This window comes from Listeria sp. MAN/IMW/UF464 (assembly GCF_058683955.1).
In genome coordinates this window covers 866,823-883,863 of the sequence record NZ_JBZWZP010000001.1, presented here as the reverse complement: position 1 = coordinate 883,863, position 17,041 = coordinate 866,823, and the positions used below count along the sequence as shown (strand labels likewise).

At 37.9% G+C, this 17,041-nt stretch carries 13 protein-coding genes; 5 read left to right on the top strand and 8 right to left on the bottom strand.

From position 1 onward, the window contains the following. Positions 1-102: 102 nt before the first annotated feature. The 5 genes from AC4PG0_RS04460 to AC4PG0_RS04440 form a co-directional block, all read right to left on the bottom strand. A complete protein-coding gene (locus tag AC4PG0_RS04460) occupies positions 103-981 on the bottom strand; it encodes a PTS mannose transporter subunit IID (protein WP_003761108.1) in 879 nt (292 codons plus the stop codon). A gap of 18 nt (positions 982-999) precedes the next feature. After that, positions 1,000-1,815, bottom strand: a complete 816-nt coding sequence (locus AC4PG0_RS04455; RefSeq protein WP_003770981.1) for a PTS mannose/fructose/sorbose transporter subunit IIC — start codon at positions 1,813-1,815, stop codon at positions 1,000-1,002. Between the two features lie 161 nt (positions 1,816-1,976). Next, entirely contained in the window at positions 1,977-2,462 is a 486-nt protein-coding gene (locus AC4PG0_RS04450) for a mannose/fructose/sorbose PTS transporter subunit IIB (protein ID WP_003765934.1), read from the bottom strand. After that, positions 2,462-2,896, bottom strand: coding sequence for a mannose/fructose/sorbose PTS transporter subunit IIA (locus tag AC4PG0_RS04445; protein ID WP_492167976.1), 435 nt, complete (start codon positions 2,894-2,896; stop codon positions 2,462-2,464). Before AC4PG0_RS04445 ends, AC4PG0_RS04450 begins: the two co-directional genes overlap by 1 nt. A gap of 288 nt (positions 2,897-3,184) precedes the next feature. After that, complete coding sequence (locus tag AC4PG0_RS04440; protein ID WP_003765938.1) at positions 3,185-6,001, bottom strand: sigma-54-dependent transcriptional regulator; 2,817 nt, start codon at positions 5,999-6,001, stop codon at positions 3,185-3,187. A 195-nt stretch (positions 6,002-6,196) separates the two neighbouring features. Between AC4PG0_RS04440 and AC4PG0_RS04435 the strand changes: the two genes are divergently transcribed. From AC4PG0_RS04435 to AC4PG0_RS04425, 3 genes are all read left to right on the top strand, one after another. Further along, positions 6,197-6,832 (top strand): FMN-dependent NADH-azoreductase, encoded by a 636-nt coding sequence (locus AC4PG0_RS04435; protein WP_003770984.1) that lies wholly within the window; start codon positions 6,197-6,199, stop codon positions 6,830-6,832. 193 nt (positions 6,833-7,025) lie between these two features. Beyond that, the gene (locus tag AC4PG0_RS04430) at positions 7,026-8,402 is read left to right on the top strand and encodes an amino acid permease (RefSeq protein WP_003761117.1); all 1,377 of its coding nucleotides are present in this window, start codon (positions 7,026-7,028) and stop codon (positions 8,400-8,402) included. Between the two features lie 264 nt (positions 8,403-8,666). Continuing rightward, complete coding sequence (locus tag AC4PG0_RS04425) at positions 8,667-13,094, top strand: 2-hydroxyacyl-CoA dehydratase (protein WP_010990606.1); 4,428 nt, start codon at positions 8,667-8,669, stop codon at positions 13,092-13,094. Positions 13,095-13,129: 35 nt separating this feature from the next. On the opposite strand, the gene AC4PG0_RS04420 is transcribed toward AC4PG0_RS04425, so the two are convergent. Together AC4PG0_RS04420 and ybaK are read right to left on the bottom strand one after the other, a co-directional pair. Beyond that, positions 13,130-13,978, bottom strand: coding sequence for a PhzF family phenazine biosynthesis protein (locus AC4PG0_RS04420; RefSeq protein ID WP_492167400.1), 849 nt, complete (start codon positions 13,976-13,978; stop codon positions 13,130-13,132). 25 nt (positions 13,979-14,003) lie between these two features. Next, positions 14,004-14,480, bottom strand: coding sequence for a Cys-tRNA(Pro) deacylase (gene ybaK, locus AC4PG0_RS04415; RefSeq protein WP_003765943.1), 477 nt, complete (start codon positions 14,478-14,480; stop codon positions 14,004-14,006). A gap of 123 nt (positions 14,481-14,603) precedes the next feature. Between ybaK and AC4PG0_RS04410 the strand changes: the two genes are divergently transcribed. Further along, positions 14,604-15,260 (top strand): DUF5105 domain-containing protein, encoded by a 657-nt coding sequence (locus AC4PG0_RS04410; RefSeq protein ID WP_492167401.1) that lies wholly within the window; start codon positions 14,604-14,606, stop codon positions 15,258-15,260. A gap of 99 nt (positions 15,261-15,359) precedes the next feature. After that, a complete protein-coding gene (locus tag AC4PG0_RS04405; RefSeq protein WP_010990609.1) occupies positions 15,360-16,250 on the top strand; it encodes a carbon-nitrogen hydrolase family protein in 891 nt (296 codons plus the stop codon). Positions 16,251-16,284: 34 nt separating this feature from the next. Here AC4PG0_RS04405 and AC4PG0_RS04400 read toward each other — a convergent pair whose 3' ends face one another. Then, positions 16,285-16,986, bottom strand: coding sequence for a DUF554 domain-containing protein (locus AC4PG0_RS04400; RefSeq protein WP_003770989.1), 702 nt, complete (start codon positions 16,984-16,986; stop codon positions 16,285-16,287). Positions 16,987-17,041: the final 55 nt, after the last annotated feature.

Genomic DNA, 17,041 nt, shown 5'->3' with positions numbered 1-17,041 from the left:
CAATCTATCATTGGTATAGTTTAGTAATATTGTAACATAATTAAGTAAATAAAAGGGAGAACCGGATCTAATTCCGGTTCTCCGCTTTTTCATTTTAGTTCATTATCCTAGCGGTGAATACCCAGCTGGTGGAAGTCCTAAAATACCAGACCAGTAACCTAGAATACCAACAACGAATAGTCCCAAAATTAGCCATAAAGCATTGACTTTTTTCTTCAGAATCCACATACAAGCGAATGTTAGTAGAAGGGCAAGAAGACCTGGCATTAATTGGTCCAAGATACTTTGGACAGTAGTTGGAACGTCTTTACCAGTTTTAGAATCTTCTGTTGTATAAGCTACAAGTGGAACATAGATTGTTGTCCACTTATTAACGAGGGCACCCATAACGAATAGTCCGAGAATGGAAGCTCCTTCTGTTAGTTTTTGAAGCAAACCGCCAGACATATCAGATACAACATCTGTACCTTTTGTATATCCGTAGAATACTCCCCAATAACGGAAACCTAGACGAATTGCATTAAATAGTACGAAGAATAAAATTGGCCCGATGATACTACCGTCAGTTGCAAAACCTGCACCTAAAGCGGCAAGTACCGGACGAACAGTTCCCCAGAAAATTGGATCCCCAACACCGGCAAGTGGTCCCATTAAACCAACTTTAATACCGTTGATAGCGCCATCGTCAATATCAGCACCATTGGCTTTTTGTTCTTCCATCGCAGTAGTTACACCTAAGATAGGTGCGGCCATATATGGATGGGTATTAAAGAACTCAAGGTGACGTTTGATAGCTTGTTCTCTATCAGGTCCTTTTTCAGGATAAAGACGTTTAATTACTGGAATTACTGAGAAACAGAAACCTAGAGATTGCATACGTTCAAAGTTCCACGACCCTTGGAAGAGGTTGGAACGAATGAAAACGCCCATTAAATCACTTTTCGTTATTTTCTTTTCATTAACTGTAATTTGTTCACTCATATTTTTTCTCCCCCTTCCTTAGTCGTCAAGGTCGTCGTCGAGATCATCATCCGCTGATCGTCCGCCGCCGCCCCCACCGTATTGTTGGATAGCTTCTTTCAATTGATATTTAGGATTTAGTTGGATATATACGATTGCTGCAACTAGCCCTAGAACACCTAGTGCTACCAAGTTAAAGGCAGTAAATGCTGCTACAACAAAACCTAAGAAGAAGAAAGGCATTAAATATTTAGCTGACATCATGTTAATAACCATTGCGTAACCAACAACAACGATAAATCCACCAGCTACGTTAAGACCATTAACAATAACATCAGGAATGGCATTGAGTAAATTTTCTACGGCGCTAGTACCAACTGTTACCGCAACGATAACGGCTGGAATTGCGATACGCATTGCTTGAAGTAGTAGTGCAGTAACATGTATCCAGTCGAGACTTCGCAGATTACCTTCCTTACCAGCTTTATCAGCCATGTGTTGGAAAGCAACTGTAATTGTACGAACTAGAATTGTAAGTACTTGACCAAGAGCAGCTAAAGGAATCGCAAGCGAAATACCTACGCTAATATCTTGTCCCCCTGTAATAACTAAGATAGTAGAAATAATAGATGCAAGTGCAGCATCAGGTGCAACAGCAGCTCCGATGTTCATCCAGCCAAGCGCGATCATTTCAAGTGTTCCCCCAATAATGATACCGGTTGTAATATCCCCTAAAACAAGACCGATTAATGTACAGGCAATTAATGGACGGTGCGTTTGCCACTCATCCAAAATACTACCCATACCACTAATACATGATACGAGGAATACAAGGATTAATTGTATTGCTGACATATATTTCCCTCCCAATTTTTCTTTAAAATGATAAAAAAGATAATTTCAATATGATGACTGAATAATGAAAGCGTCTTTTACATGAGCTTTTATTCATGAATCACCCCTTTAAAGGTCTTCCTTTAAACGTTTGCATATCTTTCTACTTTGAAAATGAAAGCCTACTTTTCTTTATCAAGTAGTGGAATGAGTTTTACTTTATTATCAGAAGCGACTTTACGGATTTCTAGTTCGATTCCTTTTTCGTCTAATTTGCGGAATGCTGCTTCGTCTGTTGCATCGACAGAAACTGCATTGGTAATCATGTGTTTACCTTCGCGGAATGCCATGCCACCAATATTAACAGTTGTGATATTGACACCAGCTTCTACTAAAGTTAATACATCTGTTGGGTTAGTAAATAAAAGCATTACTGGAGTTTTTGCGTATTTAGGATTATTGTATACACGAATTCCTTTTTGTACGTCAACAACACTAGCTTTAACTCCTGGAGGTGCTACTTGTGTAAGAAGGGTTTTACGCACTTCATCCTTTGCTACATCATCACTTATAACAATAATACGTTCTACCTGTGTTTCTTTTGTCCAAACTGTTGCTACTTGACCGTGAATTAAGCGATCATCAATACGTGCTAAGCGAATTTCCATTATAAATCGTCCTCCCCGACTTCGGTTTCTTTTTTTGGTAATAATTCTTTCAGTGACTTAACGCCATCACTTCCTGCTGTTAAGGCAGTTTTTACTAGATCTTTTTGATTACTTGCAGCACGCATGGAGAGTGTTTCAAGTAACATTGGGATATTGACGCCCGTTATAACGTCCATATTCTCTTCTGGAAGGGCAATTTGGCTAGAAGCATTATAAGGACTACCACCAAATAAGTCGACCATAAAAATAACACCTTCTGAAGTATCTAATTTGTCTAGTTTTTCTTTATATTTGGTAATAAGCGTATCAGTGTTTTCTCCAGGAACAAACGTAATAAATTCAACATTGTCCTGTTTGCCGATAATCATTTCTGCTGATTTGAGCAATTCACGCGCAGCTTCACCATGTGTGCCAATAATAATTGCAACTGGCATAAGTATCTCCTCCTTAAAGCGTGGATATGAAGCATCCATTAATACTAACGCAAAAACTGTGCCAACTTTTCTGTATTAAACTACCCCCTTTATTAATAGAAGTGGTTCAAGGCTTCTGTAAGCGTGTACTAAAAGGTGAATAGGAGCTTAATACGCTATATAACTACATTAATACACTAAATATTTATCTTAGACATACATACAACATTACCCTAAAAAATGTAGCAGAAAACGCAATAGTTGAAAATAAAAAAAGCCAACGTAAGAATTTTGTTGGCTTTCTGATGTTTATGAAAGTACTTCTGGTTGAATTTCGTTCAAAATATCATACAAATAACAAAGTTCATCATTTGTAAGCTTTAAGTTCATTTTGTAGATGACTTCTTTATTTGTTTGTTCTAATGCACTGAAAATATCTGTGTCTAGCATGGTTTTTGGTTCGCGGTAGACTAAACCATCATTTAAAACCATGCGTTCTAGGGCGCAACCTACATGGATGAGTAAATTAATTTTAAAAGTATTATCCAGTTTGTAACCTAGTTTTTTCTCTAATACAGTTGCAAAAGAGCTCAGAATTTCGATTGTTTTCTTTGGATTAAGATAGGTTAGAAATTCATTAAGGCTTTCTTCGATAATTTCTTTTGCGATTCGACCAGTTTCGCCTTTTTTAACAATAATGTTGCGTTGTTTAACTAGGCTAACTAATTGTTCTTCACCGTCAATGCCAAAAAGTCGTTCAAGCGGGATGAAGGGGATTTGGATTTTTGGATCTTGAATTCCGACAGCCATTAAAATATCGTTTTCTTCTTGTAGCTGTTCTAATCTTGTATCCATTTCATGTAAACCGATTGGGATGACTTTGATGGCGTCGGTTGTGATAGTATCTAAAATATTTTCAATAAATAGTTGAAGTTTTTCAGCAGTTCCTTCGCCAGTCGCACAAATAGTAACGATAGCGTGTGGTTTTTGATTGGAATCGAGTGTGTCATCATCAGAATTATAACCCCCGTAGCCGCGGAAATCTTTCAGTGAATCGTAAATACTATCTAGTTCCATATCAAGAATGTTTGATTTACGCACAGCTTCGATAACTGTCGCAGTTGAAACCATATCAATTGAGCGAACCGGAATGCCCGTACGTTCAGAAATAACTGGAGCAAAACTTGTGAGCGAGCCCATATCAACAAGTAGAAGTAGACCGCGCCCCATATCCATTTCCTTCGCTCGTTCAGTCAGCTTATCCAGCACGATTTTCGGACTTTGGTCAAGAGGCATATCAATTCCTTCGACTAATCCTTCGCCGAGTAATTTTTTCGCAACGCTAACCATACTACTAGCGGTATTATTTCCATGAGTAGCAACAAGTACAGCAACGCGCGCATTTTCTTGTTCTTTAAGCAAGGAGCTAATGAGAAGGGTTAGATACATTACTTCCATATTTGGAACGCGAATGTGGAAAGTAGCCTCAATATCATCTTTAATTTCACGAGATAATTCATATGCTTCAGGTTGATCATTAACCACATTTTCGATATTCGTGTATTTTAACGGTTTGTTACTTTCAATGCGTTTAATAAAGGAAGTCAAGTGCAGACTAAAGGCGAGTAAGAAGCGCTCATTTAACTTTTTGCCTAGCTGATGCTCGATTCTTTGTTCAATACCTTCTGCAAAATTAAGGATTTCTTCATTCACGATTTTTAAAATATTTTCGCGATTATGGATGGTATTTTTGAATTTGTTATAGAAACTGTTGAGGTGAATATCAATATCCATCTTGATAAATTTCTTAATATCGTCATCTTCAACACCTTGATCCATTAAAATAGAAGCTTTATCTTCAATAATTTTATAAAGATTGAAGTTTGGCTCATATTCGTCGGAGGTAATTAACGTGTTGTTTAGCTCAGGGAAAATCGTCGTGTAGGGCTCTAGATATTCCGCGATGGCTTGAAGTTCTTTGCGCCGATTACTAAAGTGGAAAAAGCCATCTTTAATATTTATCGGTAAAGTTTTAAAATCGATTAAAATTTCATCGTCTTTATCAAAACTGTTTAAAAAACCTTGCGCACAAACGAGTTGAATGTTTGATTTCAACTGGCCGATATTGCCGTAAGTAGTATTACCAATCAGCGCTTTCGCAGCCTCATCTTCAATCCGAATCGGTTTATTTACACGGTGCGCCTCGCTAGAAAGTAAGTATTTAAGCAGTTCCACACGTTCAAAAGCAGTTCTTTCTTCTAAGCTTGGTAAAGTAATAATAATCGGAATACGACGCATAAATGTTTTTAATAAGGAAGATTCCGGATTTTCTGTCGTTGCTCCAATAATTAAAACATTGGATTTTCGAGTTCGGTCAGTTTCGCCGAGTTTGTTATAGGTACCAGAGTCCATCAGATAAAAAATCATTTCTTGCCCTTCTGGAGGGAGACGATGAATTTCATCGAGGAATAAAATACCTCCTTCTGCTTTTTCAACGAGTCCGCCTTTATCATTTTCCGCACCAGTAAAGGCACCTTTGACATGACCAAAAATATGGGACATCAGGAGTTGCGGGTTATTGTAGTAATCGGCACAGTTGAAAATAATAAACGGGGCATCAGCCGGCAATCGTTTGGCATGTTGCGAGAAACGATACATTAAGTTAGCGAACAATGTTTTACCCACACCAGTTTGTCCAAGAATCATTGTATGTAAGCCGTTTGGTGGATAAAGTACTGCTGCTTTGGCTTGTTCGACAGGGGTTTTAAGGCTATCATTTACGCCAATTAAATCATCGAAAGGGCTTCTTTCAACGATACTTGGCTTTAAAATTTTCAGAAGTGCTTCACAACTTTCAAATTCTAGTTCGTTATCTGAAAGCACGCGGCCAATTTCTTCTTCCACCGTTCGTTTCGGAAAATAAAGCACTGGTCGCCCAACGATTTTAATAATTTTTCCTTGTCTATGAAGTTCATTTAATTCCATGCTGACGTTATTTCTTAAAATATCTAATGTTTCTGAAATAGTAGTTGCAGTAAAGCCTTCATTATTTTCTAGTTGCTCACGAATCGACTTAGTTGAAGGGTTTTCTAAAATAAATTCATAAATACGGTCAATACGCTTCAATTATAAAACCTCCAATTAGTGTATTGAAAAACGGAGTGTGTATTGAATGATGCTAATACACTCTAGAATTCTGTATTTATCTTAGCATTCCTAGTGAAAATGTCAATGATTATTTGCTTAAAATCAAATTGACTCCCCGCGCGGATAGTACTATTATATAGAAGGAACAAATAAAATCAATGAGGTGTTTTCATAATGTCAAAAGTACTATTTATTAAAGCGTCACCACTTCCAAATGAAGTATCCAGAAGTTCGCAAGTAGCAGCTACTTTCATCGACGAATACAAAGCGAAAAATCCGTCTGATACAGTAGAAGAATTAGTTTTATATAATACAGAAGTTCCATTATTAGATTTAGAATTAATGACAGCTGGCCGCGAATTACAAGCAGGTAAAGCATTTACTGATCTAGCTCCAGATGTACAAAAAAGATTAAATGCCTACAATGCGCTTACTGAGCAATTCTTAGCAGCAGACAAATATGTATTCGTTTTCCCACTTTGGAACCTTGGAATCCCGCCACTTTTAAAAGCTTATGTAGACACTTTTGTTATTGCTGGAAAATCATTCCGCTATACAGAACACGGCCCAGAAGCACTTTTAAAAGGTAAAAAAGCGATTTTGATTCATGGTAGCGGTGGTATTTATTCTGCTGGACCAACAAGTTCATTTACTCACGGAGAACCTTATTTGCGCACAATTTTACAATTTATCGGTATTGATGTAGTACCATCGATTTTTGTTGAAGGTATTGACCACAATCCAAGCAAAGAAGCGGAAATCGTTGCAGCTGCTAAAGCGGTAGCGCATGAAAGTGCTGCTGAATTCTGAAAAAGTTTGTGAAAAATAGTTTTTAATATTAAATGTTAATATAGTATTATCAACTGTCTAGACCAATAAAAACATATAAAAAGATTGCTAATCCCTTTATAAATTGGTAAAGTAGAGAAGTAGATTGATGGATAAAGTGCTGACTCAACTCGGCACTTTATTCTGTTTAGTTACTCGAAAGGGATGAATAGAGATGGAAGAGCAAAAAGAAGAATTGCAAAGAGGACTGAAAAATAGACATATTCAGTTGATTGCGATTGGCGGAGCAATTGGTACAGGGCTTTTTCTAGGAGCAGGGAAGTCAATTCATTTAGCCGGACCTTCTATCATGTTAGTTTACTTAATTATTGGGGCTATTTTATTCTTTGTTATGAGAGCTTTGGGAGAATTATTAATACATAATCCAACAACAGGATCTTTTACCGAATTTGCGGAACAATTTATCGGACCGTGGGCTGGCTTTATTACTGGTTGGACTTACTGGTTTTGCTGGATTGTGACCGGGATTGCAGAAATCACAGCAGTTGGAATGTACGTGAAGTTTTGGGTACCTGATTTACCTCAGTGGATTCCAGCATTAGGTTGTGTTTTAATTTTACTATTATTTAACTTAGCTACAGTCAAAGCTTTTGGCGAAATTGAGTTTTGGTTTGCGATTATTAAAGTGGTTGTTATTATCGCTTTAATCGTAATCGGATTTGTACTTGTATTTATTGGTTATAAACATGGAACTAGTACAGCATCATTTTCTAATTTAATTGATTATGGTGGCTTTTTCCCAAATGGAGTAGCTGGATTTTTACTCGCGTTCCAAATGGCGACCTTCTCGTTTGTTGGGATTGAACTTGTTGGGGTGACAGCAGGAGAAGCAGATGATCCAGAGCGGACACTTCCAAAAGCAATCAATAATATTCCAATCCGGATTTTGATTTTCTATATTGGTGCTTTATTAGTACTAATGTCCATTTATCCGTGGAGTAATATTGATCCAGACACAAGTCCATTCGTTAGTGTGTTTACGATGATTGGGATTCCGGCCGCGGCAGGAATTATTAATTTCGTTGTATTAACAGCCGCGATGTCTTCTTGTAATAGTGGTATTTTTAGTACTAGTCGGATGCTTTATACACTTTCAGCAGAAGGAAAAGCACCGAAGAAAATGCACCACTTAAGTTCAAATGGAGTGCCAGCAACCGCGTTAATCACTTCTACAGCATGCTTACTTATCGGTGTATTTTTAAACTATATTCTACCAGAGCAAGTATTTATTTTAGTTACAAGTATCGCAACGATTTGCTTTATCTGGGTTTGGGGCATTATTTTAGTGGCGCATTTACGTTTCCGTCATAAACATCCGGAAATCTCTGCCAAAAGTAAATTTAAAATGCCATTATCGCCATTTATGAACTGGGTGAGTTTGATTTTCTTTGCAGGATTATTGATTATTCTAGGATTTGCAGCAGATACACGTATCGCTTTATTTGTAACTCCAGTGTGGTTCTTAATTCTAGCTATAGCTTATCAAATTTTAAAAGCATCAAACCGAAAGACAAAAATTAGACATAATTAACGAGAATACAGTCATTCGCTAAAGAAAGCAGTTTTAGCGGGTGACTGCTTTTTTTTGAAGCAAAAATAGCTCCGCGAAATTCTTTACAAATCAAAAAAATCGTGTAGAATGATAGGTGTTTAGAGGTTTTGATGCCTTTACGCATTTCGAGTGAGTACTCACTCATTTTTATAAATGCGTACATATGTGAAGCAGTATACAATTAACGAATGATATGTGAATTTCTGTACATATCAAGTAGGGCGTAACGAAAGGGATGAGAAAATGATTCATGCAGGTTTAGATGTGGGATCAACAACAGCAAAAGCCGTAGCACTTAACGACCAGGGGGATATTTTATTTCAAACGTACCGAAGACATTTTTCCGACATTAAAAAAGTAACACTAGAAATCATGCAAGATATGCAAAAAAAATGTGGCATGACCGAAATGACATTTAAAATTACAGGGTCTTCAGGGCTTGCCATCTCCAAATTTTTGAATGTACCATTTGTGCAGGAAGTAATTGCTTGTACAGAAGCAGTAGAACAGGTCATTCCAGAGACAGATGTAGTCATTGAGCTCGGCGGGGAAGACGCGAAGATTATTTATTTCAGCGGTGGGATTGAGCAACGAATGAATAACGCCTGTGCGGGGGGAACTGGTGCTTTTATTGACCAAATCGCCACACTACTTCAAACCGATCCAACTGGTTTAAATGAACTAGCGCAAAATGCGAATACGATTTATCCGATCGCTTCTAGATGCGGTGTTTTCGCAAAAACAGACGTGCAACCATTACTTAATGAAGGTGCTAGAAAAGAAGATATAGCAGCATCTATTTTTCAAAGTGTCGTTACACAAACCATTAGTGGGCTAGCTTGTGGACGCCCAATCCGCGGGAAAGTAGCTTTTCTTGGAGGTCCGCTTACGTTTCTTGATCAATTACGTTATCGTTTTACAGAAACGCTTAAAATGAAAGACAGTGATATTATCGCACCTCAAAATGCGGAATATTTTATTGCGCTTGGAACTGCTTTTACAGGGCTAAACGATGTACCGATAAAAGTGGCAGATATGATTAATCGTCTGTCTAACATGGATATGACAACAATGGCGACCGATACGGTTATTTTGCCAGCACTTTTTGAAAATAACGAAGACTTAGAAGATTTTCGGGCACGTCATAATCAAATGAAAGCTAAACGGGCGAAGTTGGAAGAGTATGAAGGCGACGCTTATTTAGGAATTGATGCCGGTTCAACGACAACGAAATTAATTTTAATGAGCCAAACCAACGAAATTTTATACTCATTTTATTCAAGCAATAACGGTAATCCACTTCAATCTGTTATTGATGCAACAAGCGATTTATATGAAATCTTACCAGAAAAAGTTCGAATAGCGCAGTCTGGAATTACAGGTTACGGCGAGTCGCTTATTAAAGCCGCACTTAAAATTGATGTTGGCGAAATAGAAACCGTAGCGCATTATCGTGCTGCTCGTGAGTTTTTGCCGGATGTTGATTTTATTTTAGACATTGGCGGACAAGATATGAAATGTATGAAGATTAAAAAAGGGGCACTGGATAGCTTAATGCTTAATGAAGCTTGTTCAGCCGGATGTGGTTCGTTCCTTGAAACTTTTGCGCAAACACTTAATTTATCCATTGAAGAATTTGCTGCCAGAGCTTTAGAGGCAAAAGCACCAGTTGACTTAGGTTCGCGCTGTACGGTGTTCATGAATTCCAAAGTGAAACAAGTGCAAAAAGAAGGCGTTAGTATGGAAGATTTATCCGCGGGTCTCGCATATTCCGTCGTAAAAAATGCCCTTCAAAAAGTAATTAAACTCCGTAGCCCGAAAGATATTGGTGAAAAAGTCATCGTTCAAGGCGGAACTTTTTACAATGAATCCGTATTACGTGCTTTTGAGCTTTTAACAGGGCGGGAAGTTGTTCGACCGGATATTGCGGGAATGATGGGGGCTTATGGTGCTGCTTTAATCGCCAGGGAACATTATGAAACTGGCGAAGTAACCGAGATGCTCGTACTGGAAAAATTACGTGAATTTAGTGCAGATACGTCGCAATCGCGTTGTAACCTTTGTAGTAACACATGCCAGTTAACCGTGACAAGATTTGGCGATGACCGGATGTTTGTTAGTGGAAACCGTTGTGAACGCGGGGAACGTGTCGAAACAAAACGCAACTTACTACCAAACTTATATGCGTATAAATTAAAACGTACCTTTGATTACAAATCACTGAAAAAATCCGAAGCTACAAGGGGCACCATTGGCATACCGCGTGCGCTGAATGTTTTTGAAAACTATCCGCTGTGGCATACGATTTTAACAAACTTAGGTTTCCGTGTCGTTTTATCTTCTAAATCGTCTAAAAACCTGTATGACAAAGGTATCGAAACGATTGCTTCTGAAGCGGTTTGTTTCCCAGCCAAATTAACACATGGTCATATTATGGATTTAATTAAGAAAAAAGCGGATCGCATTTTCTATCCATCTGTTGTTTATGAAAAACCAGAATTTGGCGAGGCGACAAATAACTTTAACTGTCCAGTTGTGGCCGGTTATCCTGAAGTTATTCGTGTGAATGTGGATGCCTTGGAAGAAAAAAACATCCCGATGATTAGTCCATTTTTAACATTAGATAATGAAAAAGCATTAATCGAACAAATGAGTCTCGCATTCCCAGAAATTCCAGCTGCTGATATGGAAAAAGCAGTCCAAGCTGGGTTAGAGGAAGCAGAACTTTGCCGTAAAGATATTCAAGCTGAAGGAGAAGCGGCACTTACTTATATTAAGAAAAATAAAATTAAAGGAATTGTTCTTGCTGGGCACCCGTATCATATTGATCCAGAAGTAAACCACGGCATTCCTGAACTTATTACGATGAATGGCATGGCGGTTCTTACCGAAGATTCAATTTCTCATCTTGGTGAAATTGACCATAAACTCCGCGTCGAAAATCAGTGGAAATATCACGCAAGACTATATCGCGCAGCTAGCTTTACTGCTAAAAGTGAAGATTTAGAATTTGTGCAATTGACGTCATTTGGTTGCGGACTTGATGCAATTACGACGGATATGTGCCAAGAAATCATTGAAGGTCATAATAAAGTATATACACTACTTAAAATCGATGAAATCAACAACCTTGGTGCGGCTCGTATTCGCGTACGTTCGTTAAAAGCAGCAATGGAAGAACGCGAGAAAAACAACGTGAAACCAGGAATTATGGCAAAACCAAAAGAACGACCATTATTTACAAAGGAAATGAAGAAAACCTATACTATTTTAGCGCCACAGCTAGCTCCGACCCATTTTGAAATGTTAGAAGCAGCTTGTAAAGTGGGCGGTTATAATTTGGAAGTGTTACCAGCAGTTACGCCTCGCGCGGTTGATGAGGGGTTACGTTACGTAAATAATGATGCATGTTATCCGGCGATTTTAACTATCGGACAAATGATGGATGCGCTGAAACATGGTGATTATGATGTGAATAATTTAGCGGTATTGATGACGCAAACGGGCGGAGGCTGCCGGGCAACCAACTATATCTCGATGTTGAAAAAAGCACTTGGAGAAGCTGGCCTTGACCATATCCCAGTTATTTCGCTTAATGCTAATGGTTTAGAAAAACAACCAGGTTTTAAAATGACACCAAAAGTTCTCATTCGTTTCTTGGCTGGAATTAGTTTAGGTGATGCCCTCGACCGAATGCTATACCGAACCAGACCATATGAAGTCGAACCAGGCAGTGCGAATAAACTATTCCGTAAATACCTTGATGCTGGACGTGCTCTAATGGAAAATTATTCTTTCGTAGCATATAAAAAATTAGCAAACGAAATGGTTCGCGCTTTTGATAACCTGCCAATTACAAATGAAGTGAAACCAAGAGTTGGTGTGGTTGGAGAAATTCTCGTGAAATTCCATCCCGGGGCTAATAATAATATTGTCGATGTCATTGAAGACGAGGGCGGAGAAGCGGTTGTTCCAGACTTAACAGATTTCATTTTATATTGTTGTTATGACGATCATTTTGCAGCGAATACTTTCGGACGTTCCAAAGTAAAATCATTCGCAAAACAAAGCGTTGCGATTCCGCTCATTAATCAATTCCGCAAACCAGTGACAGATGCGCTGAAGAAAAGTGAACGCTTTGAAGCACCAGCAAGTATCGAATCTATTGCTGAAAAAGCGAGCCAATTACTATCACTCGGAAATAAAATGGGTGAAGGCTGGTTCTTAACAGGAGAAATGTTTGAATTACTCGATAGTAACGTACCAAATATCGCGTGCTTACAACCATTTGCTTGTTTGCCAAACCATATTACCGGTCGAGGGATGATTAAAGGACTCAAAAAAATGTATCCAGAAGCTAACATCATGTCGATTGACTACGATGCCGGATCAAGTTCTGTGAATCAACTAAATCGAATCAAACTAATGCTCTCCATCGCCAGAAAACAACTAGAAACGACAGAAGTTATCACCGAAAAAGAAACCAATACACGATTTAACCCAAGAGAAAAAATCCTTGGTAAAGCAAAACAAGTACGAGAAAGCGCCCCAGTCGAAATGATTGGAAACAAAGTAAAACAAGCGCGGGATGCAGATCCAGTTGGCGCGATTGCTCAGAAAGTGAAGCACGTAGCTTCTAGCAATGAGCATGTCCAAACCGATAATGATTAATTAAAAAAGCCGCCCATCCAACGGGCGGCTTTTTTCTATTCAATAGTTAAATTCTTCTTTTCACAGTAATATCCTTTACCACCCACAAACACTTTTTCTATCTCATCATTATTACTCAATGCTAAATTAACTAAGACTTCAGAAGGCGAGTCCAAAGAATAGCCCTGTTCAAACAGATAATTTTCTTTTCGTAAGTAATGATTTTTATAAAGATAACATGCTAAAGCGGCATTTGAGGTCCCTGTTGCTGCTTCTTCATTAATGTCGTATAGCGGGGCGAAATTCCGACAAATAATTCGGTCGTTATTAAAAGTATAAAGATGCATTCCAACGACATCATAAGTCGCACTAACTTCCCGGATCTTTTCAAAATTTGGCTCTAAGGCATGTAAATCTATTTCACTTTTGATTGGAATTAATATATCTTTTAAACCAGTTGAGACAATTTGAACTTGATAGTTTGTATTAACCTTGTTTAAGTCAAAGCATTCAGTTAGCTCATTTGGCGGGATTATATCATAGAAATTTGGGCGATTTTGCTCCATGAAGATAGTATCGTCTTTTAATGTAATAGTAAGAACACCGCTATTTGTTTCGATTGTATATTGATTCTTATGAAGTTTATTTAAATGCATCAATATCGCAAAAGAACCAATAGTCGCATGCCCGCATAAATCAACTTCTTCTTTTGGTGTAAAATATTCTAATTTATAATCGGCAATTTTAGAATCGGTTACAAAAGCTGTTTCCGCATAGCCTAGTTGTTTTGCAATCGCCATTTTTTGTTGGGTAGTTAATGTTGGTTCATTTAATACTACGCCAGCTTTATTTCCGCCGTTGTTATTTTTGCTAAATGCGCTTGCAACGTATACGGATATGTTCATAAAACATCATTCTCCTTCGTTAAACTTAATCTTCGGTAATCATTGCAAACTCCGCACGCACTACTTTTTTTAAGTCAAAAGGGGCTAGTTCGATTTGAAGTCCTCTTTTTCCGGCTGAAATTAAGATAGTATCCAGCTGTTCTGCACTATTATCAATAAAAGTTGGAAATAGTTTCTTCATACCAATAGGAGAACAACCACCGCGAATATAACCTGTTAGCTTTTCCAACGTATCAACTGGAATTAATTCACATTTTTTATTCCCGCTAATCTTCGCTAAGTGTTTTAAATGCAAGGTTTTATCAGCTGGAATGCACGCGACGATATTTCCTGTTTTATCGCCAGTAAGAACGAGCGTTTTAAAAATTTGCGCAGGATTATTCCCCGTTTCTTCTGCAACATGAAGTGCATCAAGCGCGTCTTCACTCCATTCATACTCACGTAATTGGTAACTAATCTTCTGTTTATCCAAAATTCGACACGCATTTGTTTTTTTATTCAATTGTTTCACCTCAATTAATTTTAATTTATGTACAAATTATGACACTTTTAGTTAAATAGTTGGCTTTTATCGCTGCTTTCTGTACAATGAAATGGAATTCAAATAAGAAAGGGAGATTTATTAATGAAAAAAGGGTTATTTAGCATGGTTCTTGTGCTTGCGATGGTACTTGTTTTAAGTGCATGTGGCGGCGTATCAAGGGTAGAACCAAAAAAAGCAGGAGAAATCACAGTTAACGCCGTTGTTTATAATAAAGACACGGATAAAGTTAAAGACGTATATGGTGAAGATGGTTCTAAATTCGAAAAAGAATTTGAAACTAGTTTTAAAGAAAGCTTCATTAGTACATTCACTGCAAGTTTTTCAAGTGATGTTAACTTAGACAAACAAGTGGATGATTTCTATAATGCACTTCGTAAACAAGTAAACGAAAAAACATCGTACACTACTAAAGTAACAAATGACGACAAAGAAAGTCCAGAAATTCAGTTCGCTGTTAAAGGGCTAGACATGAAGGGCGTTCAAACAGAATTAGTAGAAGAACTAACAAAAGCAGCAACTGCTGATCCATCAATTGCTACAGATGATCAAAAAATGGCTGAAAAAACAATGGAAATCTACACTAAAGCTGTTCAAAATGCAGATGCAGTATCAGAAGCGAAAACAATCACACTTAAACTAAAAGCAGATCCAGATGATGATTCATTATGGAAAATGCAAAACGATATGGCATTCATGCAAGAATTAACAACAGCATTCTTCATGGGTGGCATGAACTAAGATTTTTATAGACACTAGCAACTTTCGGGTTGTTGGTGTTTTTTTGTTTTTAGCAATAGATGTTATAATTGCATTAATTAGTTGACTAGGAGGGGGCACATGGTTACACTTAAAGTCGCTTTAGTACAACAACAAGCAGTACCAAATGACAAAGAGGCAAATTTAAATTTATCTATAAAGTATATAAAAGAAGCGCACCGAAAAGGAGCCGATTTAGTCCTTTTTCCCGAAATGTGGTCAAACGGCTACGCGCCACCTTTTGAGACAGCCTTTGATGAGCCAATGGATGCTGGTTTTGAAGAAGAGCGCACGCGGTGGTTGGCAGATGCAGTAGCACGAGATAGCGCATACGTTACTACTTTAAGAAAACTCGCGAAAGAACTAAACATTGGCGTTTGTGCTACTTATTTATCTAAAACAAAACAAAAACCGCAAAATACAGCTATTATAATTGACCGAAATGGAGAAATAATTCTAGATTACGCTAAAGTCCATACGTGCGATTTCTCTTTAGAAGCATTGCTGCAAAGCGGGGACGAATTTAACGTTTGTGAGTTTGATGGCATAAAACTTGGTGTGATGATATGTTACGACAGAGAATTCCCGGAAAGCGCCAGAGTTTTAATGTTAAAAGGGGCAGAAATTATCCTTGTTCCAAATGCATGCGATATGAATCCAGCTAGACTGAACCAACTAAACTCTCGTGCTTTTGAAAATATGGTTGGCGTTGCAATGGCAAACTATCCTGGAGAGAAATGGGGCAGATCCACTGCTTTTTCCCCGATTGTTTTTGATGAAAATGAGGATTACCGCGATAATACGATTATTGAAACAGACGACGTTTCAGAAGGTATTTTTATTGCTGAATTTAATTTAGACGAGATTCGAAGTTACAGGGAAAATGAAACGTGGGGAAATGCCTACCGAAAACCGCAAACCTATACAGATTTAATAAGTTTAGATGTAAAAGAACCATTTAAACGAAATTAAAAAAACAGAGACGAGCGATTCTCTGTTTTTTCTTTTAAAAATAATAAAGCCCCGCAACAATCAGCGCAACAACCAAAATCCCCGGAACCAGATTCGCGACCCGAATTTTCGTTAAACCAAGCAGGTTGAGACCAATAGCCAAAATCATAATTCCGCCAGTAGCCGTTAGTTCTTTAATAATAAGTGCCATCAGGTCTGCTGGAATGAATTGATCAATTTGTGTTGCAAAAAGCGCGATAAGGCCTTCAAATAAAAACACCGGAATAGCCGAGAGCATAACGCCCCAACCAAGTGTCGTACTAAGAAGAAGGGCGATAAATCCATCCATCACTGATTTCGTATAAAGTACATCATGATTACCACGAATACCACTATCAAGCGCGCCAATAATTCCCATCGCGCCAATCACGAAAATAAGTGTAGCAGTAACAAAGCCTTTTGAAACATTACTTTTTCCTTTTGCCCCGACTTTCCGTTCAATCCAGTGCCCGAGTTGATTAAGATGGTAATCTATATTAAGCCATTCACCAATAACAGCTCCAAAACAAATACTTAAAATAACAATAAGCGAGTTGCTCGTTTTAAATGCCATTTGAATACCAAGGACGATAACGGATAAACCCATCCCTTTCATGACAGTATCTTTCATACGTTCAGGGATATTATGTAATTTCATGCCAATTATAGAGCCAATTAAAATCCCTAGCCCATTAACTAGCGCACCAAGTAGAACCATTTTCTTCCTCCCTTTTTTGCATATAGCATTAGTATACAGGAATTTTCTGGCAATT

Excerpts from the sequence above, each read along its gene's own strand:
- AC4PG0_RS04460 (WP_003761108.1), bottom strand. The coding sequence starts at position 981 with ATGAGTGAACAAATTACAGTTAATGAAAAGAAAATAACGAAAAGTGAT.
- AC4PG0_RS04455 (WP_003770981.1), bottom strand. The coding sequence starts at position 1,815 with ATGTCAGCAATACAATTAATCCTTGTATTCCTCGTATCATGTATTAGT.
- AC4PG0_RS04450 (WP_003765934.1), bottom strand. The coding sequence starts at position 2,462 with ATGGAAATTCGCTTAGCACGTATTGATGATCGCTTAATTCACGGTCAA.
- AC4PG0_RS04445 (WP_492167976.1), bottom strand. The coding sequence starts at position 2,896 with ATGCCAGTTGCAATTATTATTGGCACACATGGTGAAGCTGCGCGTGAA.
- AC4PG0_RS04435 (WP_003770984.1), top strand. The coding sequence starts at position 6,197 with ATGTCAAAAGTACTATTTATTAAAGCGTCACCACTTCCAAATGAAGTA.
- AC4PG0_RS04430 (WP_003761117.1), top strand. The coding sequence starts at position 7,026 with ATGGAAGAGCAAAAAGAAGAATTGCAAAGAGGACTGAAAAATAGACAT.
- AC4PG0_RS04425 (WP_010990606.1), top strand. The coding sequence starts at position 8,667 with ATGATTCATGCAGGTTTAGATGTGGGATCAACAACAGCAAAAGCCGTA.
- AC4PG0_RS04420 (WP_492167400.1), bottom strand. The coding sequence starts at position 13,978 with ATGAACATATCCGTATACGTTGCAAGCGCATTTAGCAAAAATAACAAC.
- AC4PG0_RS04410 (WP_492167401.1), top strand. The coding sequence starts at position 14,604 with ATGAAAAAAGGGTTATTTAGCATGGTTCTTGTGCTTGCGATGGTACTT.
- AC4PG0_RS04405 (WP_010990609.1), top strand. The coding sequence starts at position 15,360 with ATGGTTACACTTAAAGTCGCTTTAGTACAACAACAAGCAGTACCAAAT.
- AC4PG0_RS04400 (WP_003770989.1), bottom strand. The coding sequence starts at position 16,986 with ATGGTTCTACTTGGTGCGCTAGTTAATGGGCTAGGGATTTTAATTGGC.